Source organism: Mycobacterium sp., assembly GCF_052143115.1.
Lineage (GTDB): Bacteria > Actinomycetota > Actinomycetes > Mycobacteriales > Mycobacteriaceae > Mycobacterium.
Genome location: NZ_JBKQTQ010000208.1, coordinates 1 through 13227 on the forward strand (window position 1 = coordinate 1; position 13227 = coordinate 13227).

A 13227-nucleotide genomic window follows, 5' to 3' on the forward strand; every position below is an offset into this window, starting at 1 on the left:
GGGGGCATCGGGTTTTGCGATAGTCGGCTACGCAGTGCGCCTCCCGGGTGCGGCCGATGCGGACGAATTCTGGCGGGTGCTACGTGAAGGCCGGGATGCCGTATCTGAGGTGCCCCAGGACCGGTGGAATGCCGACGAATTCTTCGACCCAGATCCCGATGCGCCCGGCAAGATTGTCACCCGTCGGGCGGGTTTCGTCGATGACGTAACGGGTTTCGACGCGCCGTTTTTCGGTATGTCGGCACGCGAAGTCAGCCGGCTGGACCCGCAGCATCGGATCTTGCTGGAGACGGCGTGGCGGGCGGTGGAGCATTCGGGCACCGCGCCAACGGCTTTGGCGAACACCAACACCGGTGTGTTCATCGGTTTGTCCACCCATGACTACTTGGGAATGGCATCCGACGAGCTGACTTACGCCGAGATCGAAGCCTACACGGCGATCGGGACGTCGTCGGCCGCAGCGGCGGGTCGGATCAGCTATCGGTTGGGGCTTCAGGGCCCGGCGGTCGCCGTCGACACGGCGTGCAGCTCGTCATTGGTGGCAATCCATCAGGCTTGCCAAGCGCTGCGCTTAGGGGAATGTGACCTCGCGCTGGCCGGCGGCGCGAATGTACTGCTCACCCCGGCGACCATGATCACCTTTTCCCAGGCGCACATGCTCGCGCCCGACGGCCGGTGCAAGACATTCGATGCGGCCGCGGACGGCTACGTGCGCGGCGAGGGTTGCGGCGTCATCGTCGTCAAGCGGCTCGACGACGCGATCCGAGACGGCGACCGGATTCGGGCCGTGATCCGGGGCAGCGCGGTCAACCAGGACGGCGCATCGGGCGGCTTGACAGTGCCGAACGGCATTGCGCAGGAACGGGTTATCGCCCAGGCGCTGGAGCGCGCCGGCGTCGCCCCCAGCGACGTCGGATACCTGGAGGCACACGGTACCGGGACATCCCTGGGCGATCCGATCGAGGCCCAGGCCGCGGGCGCGGTGCTCGGAGTCGGGCGCGAGGCAAGCCGGCCGCTGTTGATCGGCTCGGTGAAGACGAACATCGGGCATCTGGAAGCCGCCGCGGGGATCGCCGGCGTGATCAAGGTAATCCTGTCGCTCGAGCACGAGTTACTGCCGCAGCACCTGCACTTTCGCAATCCGTCTCCGCACATTCCCTGGGACCGGCTTGCGGTGCAGGTTGTCAAGGAGGCCACCGCCTGGGAACGCAACGACCAGCCTCGTATTGCGGGAGTCAGCTCGTTCGGGTTCGCCGGGACCAACGCGCACGTCATCCTGCAGGAAGCGCCCGAGGAAGTGGGCCAGGTCGCTGCGCCACCGAGCCCGGTCGACCAGCCCGGGGGCCGACGGTTCAGCATCCTCCCGCTCTCGGCGCGGACACCCGCCGCATTGGTGCAAATCGCCGATCAATATCGCAGCTGGTTGAGCGCGCACCCGGAGGCCAGCCTGGCGGACGTGTGTTTTACCGCCGGGGCGGGGCGAGCACACTTGGAGCACCGGGCTGCGTTGGTGGTCAATTCGAGAGAATCAGCCGGTGAGTTACTCGGTGCGCTCGCGGACGACCGCCCTGCACCCGGTTTGGTTCGCGGAGTATCCGACGACACGCCGAAAGCGGCGTGGCTGTTCACCGGTCAAGGCAGCCAGTACCCCGGCATGGCCCGGGAGCTGTTCGACACCGAGCCGATGTTCGCCGAGACACTGACACGCTGCGCGGCAGTGGTCGCTGACGTTCTCGAAAAGCCCTTGGTGGATGTAATTTTCGACGCGGATGGCCCGGATAGCGAAGAGACGCTGCGGCGGACCTCCTACGCGCAGCCCGCCTTGTTCGCGGTCGAGATGGGCCTGGCTCGTCTCTGGCAGTCGTGGGGCTTCGAACCCGACGTGGTGCTGGGGCACAGCGTCGGCCAATATTCGGCGGCCTGCGTCGCGGGCGTGTTCAGCCTCGAGGACGGCGCGCTGCTGATGGCCGAGCGCGGCCGCCTGTTCGGCAGTTTGCCTGCGGGCGGTCGGATGGTCGCGCTGTTCACCGCCGCCGAGCGTGTCGAGAGCCTGACCGACGAGTTCCCGAGTCTGTCGGTTGCCGCCTACAACGGTGCCAACACCGTACTGTCGGGACCTGCGCAGGATCTGGACCAGGCGGTGGCCGGGTTGACGGCCGACGGTGTGCGGTGTGATTGGCTAGACACCAGCCACGCGTTCCACTCGGCGCTGCTGGATCCGATCCTCAACGAGTTCGAGTCGTATGCGAACCGGTTCAATTTCAGCCCGCCACAACGGATTTTGGTGTGCAACCGCACCGGCGCCGCGCTCGGCAGGAGCGTGAAACTCGATGGCTCCTATTGGCGTCGCCACGCGCGCCAACCGGTGGAATTTGCCAAGAGCGTGCGCACCCTTGCCGATCTGGGTTGCAAAGTGTTGCTGGAGGTCGGCCCGCAACCGGTGCTCACCGCCGCAGCCCTGCGGGCATGGCCTGACCCGGCCACTGCACCGCGGGCGATCGCGTCATTGCGTCGAAACAGCGCCGACCAGCGCCAGATCACCGAAGCCCTTGCTGACGCGTACGTCCTGGGCCACCTGCCCGACTTCGGCGCTGTCCGGCAGGGACCGGCGCGCAAGCTCGACCTGCCCACTTATCCGTTCCAGCATCGCCAGTACTGGTTCGGTGAGCAGCGGGTCCGGGCCGCCCAGACCGATGCCATGCGTACCGAAGCCGTCCGGCTTCTGGAGGACGGCCGGATCGAGGAACTCGCCGCGGTGCTCGACGGTGCAAGCGGCAATCAACAGACCGTCGATGTGCTGAAACAGCTTGCTGCACAACACAACCAACAGCGCAAAGCTCGGTCCATCACGGACTGCCGCTACGAGATTCGCTGGGAGAAATCCGCTGCTGGGGTTTCAGAGGCCTCAGGTGCGAAAGCCGGCGAGGGATCTGCCTGGCTCCTTATTGGCGATGACGCCGAGGTGGTTCAGCCTTTGGTGGACGCGCTGACCGCGCAGGGTCACCGGCACCGGATCCTCGGGCTGCCGGTGTCCGACGCGGACGAGGAACGACTCGAAGTTACGTTGCGCGCTGCGGTAGCAGACGAACCGACGCTGCGTATCCTGCATCTCGCGGCCCTCGACCCGGACACCGCACCATCGACGCAATCGCTGGAGCGGATGCAACACCGAATCCTGGGCGGGACACGGCGACTCTTCCGCGCCGCGGTTGCCGCTGAACTCCGCACACCCATCTGGCTGATAACCCGCGGCGCACAACGGGTCACCAGCGCGGACACCGTGTCACCGGTGCAGTCCTGCCTGTGGGGGTTCGGTCGCGCCGCCTCGCTGGAACATCCACGACTGTGGGGCGGACTGGTGGATCTGTCCGAAGGCGGTGTCGACGAATGGTCGCGGTTGATCGACCAGCTGGTGGCAGCACCCCGCGGCGAAGACCAAGTCGCGCTGCGGGATCAAGCGGTCTATGTTCCCCGGCTGACTCGACGCGCAGGGCAGCCGATCGCAACACCGCTGGCACTGCGTGATGACGCAACATATCTGGTGACCGGCGGGCTGGGTGCGCTCGGACTGGAAATCGCCGGATACCTGGCCGCGCACGGCGCCCGGCATCTGGTGCTGACCGGCCGACGCTCGCCCAGCGACGCCGCGGAAGAGCGCATCGATGCTCTACGCGAACAGCACGGCTGCGAAGTCCGGGTCATCGCGGCCGATGTCGCCAATCCGCACGACGTCGCTCGCCTCTTGGCCACTGCGCAGGCCGAACTACCGCCGCTGGCCGGCATCGTGCACGCCGCAGGCGAGATCGGTACCACCCCGCTGCAAACCTTGGACGACGCCGAAGTGGATCGAGTGTTCGCCGGGAAGGTCTGGGGTGCTTGGCATTTGAGCGAAGCAGCCGCTGACCTGCAGCTGGACTTCTTCCTCAGCACTTCCTCGATCGCTTCAGTATGGGGCGGGTTCGGTCAGACCGCCTATGGCGCAGCCAACGCCTTCCTCGACGGGCTGGCGTGGCGGCTGCGCGAGCAGGGCGTCTCTGGGATCAGCGTGAATTTCGGTCCGTGGTCGGCGGGCATGGCCGACGAGGAGGCTCGTGCGCGACTGGAGCAGCGCGGGGTCCGGACATTGTCACCTGCCGATGCACTGGCGGGTATGGCTGATCTCATGGCGGCTTCTTCCGCGCAGGAGGGAACACAAGGCCCCGTACAAGGAACAGTGGCCCGGATCGACTGGGCCCGCTTCCTGCCGCTCTACCAGCAAGCGGGGAGGCGGTTATTCCTGGCGGAGTTGGAGCGTGAGGTGCCCGATGTGGCGCCGGCACCAACGCCTTCTGGGAAGACTCGACTGGTCGAGCAGCTCACCCACGCTCCGGTGCAGCAGCGCAAGAAACTTGTCACGGATTATCTGCGCGACGCGGTGGCGGAGGTGACGCGAGTCGGTGCCGCGGAGATCCGCGAGGACGTCGGATTCTTCGATCTCGGCATGGATTCGCTGATGGCCGTCGAACTGCGGAGCCGCATCGAGCATGCAGTGGGCAAGGAGGTGCCGGCGACCCTGGCGATAGACTACCCACGTCTGTCCGACGTGGCGGATTACCTGCTCGGCGACGTGCTCGGGCTCAGCGAGCAGGCATCCGCCAATGCACGGCCCCAGCCGGCCTCAGCGGTGACGACGCGCACGGATGAGCCGATCGCGATCATCGCGGTCGCGTGCAATTTTCCCGGCGCGCCCGATCCCGAGGCTTTCTGGGAGGTGTTGTCCGGCGGTGTCGATGCGATCCGGGAAATCCCGGATGACCGATACGACATCGACGAGTTTTACGACCCGGATCCAGGGACACCCGGCAAGACCTACAGCCGCTCCGGCGGATACCTCGACGGAATCGACGGGTTCGATCCGGAGTTCTTCGGTATTTCCCCGCGCGAGGCCGTGTGGATGGATCCGCAGCAGCGGCTGGTGCTGGAAACTGCGTGGGAGGGCTTGGAGCGTGCCGGGTATTCGGCAGGGGCGTTGCGCGGCAGCCGAAGTGGAATCTTCGTGGGGGTGTCTTTCAACGAGTATTCGCATCTGTTTTCCAACGACTCGGTCGAGAACATGGAGCCCCATTTCATGACCGGCAATGCGCTCAATGCCATTTCGGGTCGGGTTGCCTTCGCATTCGGACTGGAAGGACCGGCGGTGGCGGTCGATACCGCGTGCAGCTCGTCGTTGGTGGCCGTCCATCAGGCCTCCCAGGCATTGCACTCCGGTGATTGCGATTTGGCGTTGGCCGGTGGTGTGAACGTCTTGCTGAGTCCGGTATCCATGATCGCCGCCTCGCGCGCCAGGATGCTTTCCCCCAACGGGCGCTGCGCGACTTTCGACGCGGCGGCCGACGGCTATGTGCGCAGTGAAGGCTGCGGGATTCTGGTGCTCAAGAGGCTGAGCGATGCGGTGCGCGACGGCGATCGGGTTTGCGCGGTCATCCTGGCCAGCGGGGTCAATCAAGACGGCGCTTCCAGTGGCTTGACGGCGCCCAATGGGGGTGCACAGCAACGGCTTATCACCGCGACGCTGGCTCGCGCCGGTCTCGCCGGCGGGGATGTTGACTACCTTGAAGCGCACGGGACGGGCACCCCGCTGGGTGATCCGATCGAGGTTCAGGCGGCCGGGGCCGCCTATGGTGCCGCTCGTGACGCGGACCGGCCGTTGCTGATCGGATCGGTGAAGTCCAACATCGGCCACCTCGAGTCGGCATCAGGGGCCGCCGGTCTGATCAAGGTCGTGTTGTCGCTGCAGCACGGAGTGCTGCCGCAGAGCCTGCACTTTGAGAAACCGTCGCCGCATATCCCGTGGGACTCGCTGCCGGTGCGAGTCGTAGACAATGCGATTCCGTGGCAGGCCAACGGCAGGCCGCGGCGCGCCGGCGTAAGTTCCTTCGGGTTCACCGGCACGAACGCCCACGTGCTGATCGAGGAGGCGCCAGCGCAACCGGCGACCGACGACGAACACTCGGCAGGCGACGTCGCGGTCGTCGCCTCTGAGTCGGACACTCAAGACCAACCGGTCAATGTGCTGCCGCTATCCGCGCGGTCACCGCAGGCGCTGGTGGCGTTGGCGGAGGGATACGTGGCGTGGTTGGACATTCACCCAGAGGTCGACATCGCCGACGTGTGCCTTACGGCCGGGGCGGGGCGTTCGCATTTCGAACATCGGGCCGCGCTGGTCGTGGATTCGGTTCAAGGCGCACGCGAGGGCCTGGCCGAGTTGGCCGAGAATCGGCTGCGACCCGGTGTGGTGCGTGGCGAGTGCACTGACCGACCGACGACGGCATGGTTGTTTACCGGGCAGGGCAGCCAGCATCCGGGGATGGCGCGCGAGTTGTTCGACGCTGAGCCGGTTTTCGCGGACACGGTGACACGCTGCGCGGACGCGGTCAGCGAGGTCCTGCCGCGGCCGTTGCTGGAAGTGCTGTTCGCCACCGACCGCGAAACCGGCGGTGAGGCCGGAGGAACGTTGCGGCACACCTCGTTTGCGCAGCCGGCGCTTTTCGCCGTCGAGATGGGCCTGGCCCGGCTGTGGCAGTCGTGGGGCATCGAGCCCGACGTGGTGCTGGGACACAGCGTGGGCCAGTACGCGGCGGCGTGTGTGGCCGGGGTTTTCAGCCTCGAGGACGGGGCACGGCTAATGGCCGAGCGCGGCCGGCTGTTTGGCAGTCTGCCCGAAGGTGGGCGAATGGTGGCGGTGTTCGCCGACGCCAAGCACGTGGAGGAGATCGCCAACGAATTCCCGCGGGTGTCGGTCGCCGCCTACAACGGCGCCAACACAGTGCTGTCGGGTCCGGGCGCGGATCTCGAACAGATAGTCACCAGATGTGGTAACGACGGGATCCGCTGCAGCTGGCTGGAAACCAGCCACGCCTTCCATTCGGAGTTGCTGGAGCCGGTGCTCAGTGAATTCGAGTCGTACGCAGCACGGTTGCAGTTCGCTGTCCCGACGTTGCCGCTGGTCTGCAACCGCACCGGCGCCGTGCTCACGGCGGAAACCCCGCTAGACGCACAATATTGGCGGCGGCATTCCCGCCAGCCGGTGCAGTTCGCCGAAAGCGTGCGCACCGTCGCGGCGCTGGGATGCTCGGTGTTGATGGAGATCGGTCCGCAACCGGTTCTGACCGGGGCTGCGGTGCAGGTCTGGCCGGAACATTTGGCTGCGCCGCGTGCGATCGTTTCCCTGCGCAAGGGCGTCGGCGACCGGCGCCAGATCGCCGAAGCGCTGGCCGCGGCCTATGTCAGCGGCCATCGGCCCAAGTTCGCTGCGCTGCATCATCAACCTCGCCGCAGACTCGAACTGCCCACCTATCCGTTCCAGCGCCGTCGCTTCTGGCCCAAGACGTCCGGCATCGCCGTCGATGGTCAGGGTGCTGCAGTATCCGGAATCCTGGGTAGTGCAAAAGATCTCGCCTCCGGCGACGCCGTCTACACCAGCAGGCTGTCCGTCAAATCGCAGCCGTGGATTTCCGATCACGTCATCTATGGCACCGTTGTCGTTCCGGGGGCTACGTATGCGGCGATGGCCCTGGCCGCCGTTGGGCCGCCGGCGCGGGTGCAAGACATCTTTTTCTATGAGCCGATCATCCTGGCCGAGAAGAATTCTCGCGAGGTGCAGCTGACTTTGCATCCGCTGGAGGACGGCGGCGGCTGGAGTTTCCGGGTGGACAGCCGCCCGTACGGCGTCCGTGATGCTGAATGGTCGTTGAACGCCGATGGCACCGCCGTCACCGGTGTCGATGACGAGCCGGCACCCGATCCGGCGGACTCCATCGACGCGGATATCGAGCGGATGAACCGCACGAATCCGCAGCAGCTGTTCGAGACCTTCGCCGAGAAGGAGCTGGCATGGGGGTCTACTTGGTCCACGTCCCTGAAATCGCTGTGGGTCGGCGAGGGTGAGGCGATCGGCGATATCGCCGTCGGCGACGAACTCGCCGAACAGCTCGGAAGCGAGCCGATCCATCCGGTGCTGCTGGACCTGTGCACCGGAATCGCCGGCGCGGCGCTTCTCACGTTGAGCGAACAGGAGGAGGCCGCGGCGGATCTGTTCTTGCCGCTGCGGTATGGGCGGGTGGTGCTGCGTGAGCGGATGCCACGGCGGTTTTATTGCCGCGCGAGGTGGCAGACTGTCGATCTCGACAGCGATACGCACGTCTTCGATCTCGATTTCGTCGATCGGGATGGCCGCCACCTGGGCGGGATTGGCGAGTACACGGTGAAACGCGCGCCCCGGGAGGCGTTGTTGCGCGGGCTCGGTGGCGATGCCACCCGGCTGCTGTACACCCTCGGCTGGCACGAGCTGCCGCCGCCGGCGTCGAACGACGGCGCCGGAAATGCGATCGGCAACTGGCTGATTGCCGGATTCGACGAACTGGCGGCCAACGTGCCGGGCTGCATCCCTTTCGACCGGACGACGGATCCGGAGCCCCTGGGACAGGTGTTGGCACAGGCTCACGAGCGCGGTGTGCCATTCTCCGGCGTCGTCTGGCGCAGCACCGGACCGAGTGCAGAAGAGTCGAGCGCCGACGTTGCCGCGCGGCTGGAGACCGAAATCGCCAACCTGCTCAGCGCAGTGCACACCGTGCAGGGTGGCGAGGTGAAACTTCCGGGCGGACTGTGGATCATCACCGAACGGGCAGTCGCAACCGAATCCGGCGAGCCGGTCGACCCCGTGCAGGCGGCGCTCTGGGGGCTCGGTCGCACCATCATCAACGAGGAACCGGCCCTGGGCTGCAAACTGGTCGATTGCGATGGATCAGAGGAGGCTGTGCACGCACTGGTCGGCCTGCTCGGCACACCGATCGAGGAACCCGAACTCGCACTGCGGCAAGGAAAGTTCCTGGCGTCCCGGTTACTGCCATGGGCGCGCGGCGGTCATCTCGCGGTACCGCGGGCAACCGACTACGTCCTGGCGCCTACTGAACGCGGTGCGATCGACAACCTGCGTCTGGCCGAGAGGGAAGTGCCGCCACCGGACGCGGGCTGTGTGCAGGTCCGGGTGGAGGCCGCTGGTCTCAACTTCCGGGATGTGCTCAATGTGCTTGGCCTCTACCCGGGCGATCCCGGGCTGATCGGCGGCGACTTCGCCGGCGTCGTCACCCAGTTAGGTGACGGTGTGACCGGACTGGACGTTGGCCAACGCGTCTATGGCTTCATGCAGGGCGCGTTCTCCAGTCGGTTCAATGTGCCGGCTCTGTTGCTGGCGCCGATTCCCGACGGGGTGAGTGCGGTAGATGCGGCAACAATTCCCGCTGCGGCACTCACGGTCCGGCTCGCGTTCGACTGGGCGCAGCTGAAGCCCGGTGACCGTGTGCTCATTCACGCCGCCAGCGGTGGTGTCGGATTGGCCGCCATCCAGATGGCGCAGCAGCACGGCGCGATCGTCTTCGCGACCGCCAGCACCTACAAACGCGCGACGCTGCGCAAGCTGGGCGTGGAATATGTCTACGACTCGCGCAGTACGGATTTCGCCGACCAAATCCTCGCCGACACCGACGGTGCCGGCGTCGACGTGGTGCTCAACAACTTGACCAATGAGGGGTTTGTCGAAGCGACCGTGCGGGCCACCGCCCAGAATGGCCGTTTCGCCGAGATCGCCAAGCGAGACATCTGGACTCCGGAGCAGATGGCGGCGGCCCGTCCCGATATCGCCTACGAGATCGTTGCGCTGGACGAGACCACCCTGCGAGACCCCGAGCAGATAAAACGTTTGCTGACCGAGGTGTCGGACGGGTTGGCCAGTGGCGAGTGGACGCCGCTACCCGTCGAGATCTTTCCGCTGACGGAGGCGAAGGCCGCGTTCCGCCGCATGCAGCAAGCGCGGCATATCGGGAAGATCGTGCTGCAAATGCCGAACCCACTACAGCCGCGAGGCGATCGGAGCTATCTGATCACCGGTGGACTCGGTGCAATCGGCCTGCACACGGCGGCCTATCTAGCCCAACTCGGGGCCGGTGACATCGTGTTGACCAGCCGGCGCACGCCCGATGCGGACGCACAACGCGCAATCGACGACATCACCGAGCGCTACCGGTGCCGCATCCACACCTTCGCGGCCGATGTCGGCGACGAGTCTCAGGTCGATGAGTTGCTGGGGCGGATCCGTACGGAGTTGCCGCCGCTCGCGGGGGTGGCACACCTGGCGGGCGTGCTCGACGACGCGCTGCTACCGCAACAGAGTGTGGAGCGTTTCCGGACGGTGTTGGCGCCCAAGGCGTTCGGTGCCTACCACTTAGACCGGTTGACGAAGAACGACGATCTCGACTTCTTTATCGTGTCCTCCTCGGTGTCCAGCTTGCTCGGTTCACCCGGCCAGGCCAACTACGCGACTGCCAATGCGCTGCTCGACGGGCTGGTCGCGGAACGAAAGGCGCAAGGCTTGCCGGCGACCGGCGTCAACTTTGGTCCCTGGGCCAAGGGTGGCATGGCCTCTTCGGAGGCCGCGCGCGCCAATGTCGGTGCGCAACTCCTGGTTCCGCTGGAACCCACTGCCGCCCTCCACGCGCTCGCCGAGGTTGTCGCCAACGGAACTGGGCAGGCAACGGTCATCAAAGCCAACTGGCAGCGTGCCGCGAAGATGCTGGGCGGTTCTCGCCCACCGATTCTCGACCTTGTGTTGCCGAGTGCCGTCGCGGAGACAACCGGTGACAGTGAGTTGCTCCGGCAACTGCAGGAGATACCCGAGGTGCAGCGCGCCAGTTTCCTGACCGAATTCCTGCAGCGCGAAGTGCAGCAATTCCTGCGGCTCGCGCAACCGCCCGCCGCAACCAATCGGTTCCTGGACCTGGGTACGGATTCACTGATGGCGGTCGAACTCCGCAACCGGTTGCACAGCCAGTTCGGTGGCGCGTTCACGATCAGCGCTACCGCGGTATTCGACTATCCGACGATCGGTGGGCTCGCCGAGTATCTCGCGAGTCAGCTGGCGGAGTCAGACTCAGAGTCTGTCTCAGAGCCGTCACAGTCGGGCGAGTCGGAATCCGTTGCCGCGCCAGAGCCGAGCTCGGAATCCGTCGCAGCGGCAGAGCCGAGTTGATGCCCGGCGGGTCAGTCGGCGATATTGAAGGCTGAGTTGACCTTGGTCGGGTGGACCCGCACCACCAGCTCGCCGGACACGGCGTTGCGCTGGCCGAATTCCTTGGCGCGATGTGCGCCCATGTAGCGCCCACCGATCCGGGTGGCAATCTCGAGCAGGTCCTCGGCACCGTCCTTAACGTAGGCCGTTCCCTGCACCTGGACGAACGAGTAGGGCGGATGGGGGTCGTCGACGCAGATGACAACGCGTGAATCCCTCGCCAGCGCACGGCCTTTGGCCGTGTCGCGGCCGGTGTTGAACACCAGCTCGCCGTTGTCGACGATGAACCACACCGGAGCGACCAGCGGCCGGCCGTCGGGCGCGACGTAACCCAGCATCCCGGTGCGGGTGCCCGCCGACAAGAATTGGGCGACTTCGTCGGAGAGTTCGGCCAAGCGAGTCCTCCCGACCTACAGCGTCACGACGTCGTAGTCGCCAACCTGATCGATCAGGACATGCAACTGGTCCTGAGGCGATCCGAGAGTGCGCTCGATAGCGGTCAGCCGCGCCGCATAGTGGCCGAGCGGGTATTCCGCGGTCATCCCGATGCCGCCGTGCAACTGGATAGCCTCCTGGCCGATATGGCGCCCCGACCGGCCGATCTGCAGCTTGGCCCGCGCCGCGACCACGGGGTCAAGATTCCCATCGGCGATCGACATCGCGGCGTAGAGGTTCATGCTGCGGGCCAGTTCCAGCGAGACGTACATATCGGCGGCGCGCTGGGTCAGCGTCTGGAAGGTGTTCAGCGTGACCCCGAACTGTTTGCGCGTCTTGAGGTAATCGGTTGTCAACCGAAGCGCCTCTTCCATTGCGCCAACCGCCTCAGCACACAGCGCGGACTGGATGCGGACGATGGCGTTGCCGATGGCGGCTGACGCGTCCACCGCATCGCCGAGCGGCTCGGCCTGCGCCTGGTTCAGGTCGATCTGGGCGCCGCGCTGGCCGTCGAATGTGCGGTAGGGGTGGCGGGTGACGGCCGGGTTGTCGTGCAGGTCGTCGACCAGGAACAGTCCGATTCCGCCGTCGGGCAACTCCGCGCTGACCACCAGAGTGTCGGCGCAGTCGCCGGCGAGCACCGGGTTCTTTCGCCCGCTCAGGACCCACGAATCGCCTTGCTGCACAGCGGTCGTCGCGACACCATTGGTCGAGGCCGCACGCATGCCTGGCTCCAGGTGCGCGAACGCCAACAGCCGCTGCCCCGCGGCGACCTCCTCCAGAAGTTCCTTCTGGGCGTCGCTGCCCACTTCGGCGATGATCGCCCCCGGTCCCAGTGCCGCATGCACGATGGGTTCGGGTGCCAGCCGGCGCCCGACTTCGGTGAGCACGACCATCACCTCGATCTGTCCCGCCTCAGCCGGATCGAAGCCCAGCCCGAGAATTCCGGTGTCGGCCAGTTGACTCCACACGTCGCGGTTCCAGCCCAGGTCGGTGCCGATGATCTTGTTGCGGCTCTCGGAGTCATAGCTGCGGGACAGCAAGTCGCGGGTGGTGTCGCGCAGCAGCACCTGTTCGTCGCTCAATTGAAAGTCCATGGCTTTACCTCACGCTCCTCTGTCTTACAACCCGAGAATGGTGGACGCGATGATGGTGCGCTGTACTTCGTTGCTGCCGCCGTAGATGGACGTCTTGCGGTAGTTCAGGTAGTGCGGCGCGCTACCTTGCGCCCACGCCGGTGACGCGATGTCGTCGCCGGCATCGAAGGGCAGCGCATCCGGACCTGCCACTTCGACGAGCAATTCGGTGGCGGTCTGCTGCAACTGGCTGCCACGCAGTTTCAGCACCGACGACGCCGGATTGGGCTTGCCGTCCGTCGAGCCGGACGCGACCCGCATTTGCGTGAGCTCCAATGCCAGCAACTCGTTTTCGGCTTCGGCGAGCCGGGCGGCGAACAGCGGATCGTCGAGCAGGCCGGTGTCGGTGGCACACTGTTTGACCTCGGCGAGACGAACCTTGGTGCGGCCCACCCCGGCGATGCCGGTTCGCTCGTTGCCCAACAGGAACTTCGCGTAGGTCCAGCCCTGATTCTCTTCTCCGACAAGCTGATCGGCGGGTACGCGGACGTCTTCAAAGAACACCTCGTTGACCTCGTAGCTGCCGTCGATCAACTTGATCGGCCGCATCGTGAT

The 13227-nt window shown here is 65.9% G+C and carries 4 protein-coding genes; 1 reads left to right on the forward strand and 3 read right to left on the reverse strand.

Translation table 11 applies throughout. From position 1 onward, the window contains the following. The first annotated feature begins 19 nt into the window (after window positions 1–19). Window positions 20–11062 carry a type I polyketide synthase gene (locus ACLQI9_RS21560; protein WP_442392155.1) on the forward strand — a complete coding sequence of 3681 codons (11043 nt, stop codon included), beginning with the start codon at window positions 20–22 and terminating at the stop codon, window positions 11060–11062. 11 nt (window positions 11063–11073) lie between these two features. Here ACLQI9_RS21560 and ACLQI9_RS21565 read toward each other — a convergent pair whose 3' ends face one another. From ACLQI9_RS21565 to ACLQI9_RS21575, 3 genes are all read right to left on the reverse strand, one after another. After that, a complete protein-coding gene (locus tag ACLQI9_RS21565) occupies window positions 11074–11496 on the reverse strand; it encodes a PPOX class F420-dependent oxidoreductase (RefSeq protein WP_442378627.1) in 423 nt (140 codons plus the stop codon). A 15-nt stretch (window positions 11497–11511) separates the two neighbouring features. Then, a complete protein-coding gene (locus ACLQI9_RS21570; RefSeq protein WP_442378626.1) occupies window positions 11512–12633 on the reverse strand; it encodes an acyl-CoA dehydrogenase family protein in 1122 nt (373 codons plus the stop codon). A gap of 24 nt (window positions 12634–12657) precedes the next feature. Continuing rightward, on the reverse strand, window positions 12658–13227 hold a 570-nt coding region (locus tag ACLQI9_RS21575), incomplete at its 5' end, for an acyl-CoA dehydrogenase family protein (protein WP_442392154.1).

Excerpts from the sequence above, each read along its gene's own strand:
- ACLQI9_RS21570 (WP_442378626.1), bottom strand. The coding sequence starts at position 12,633 with ATGGACTTTCAATTGAGCGACGAACAGGTGCTGCTGCGCGACACCACC.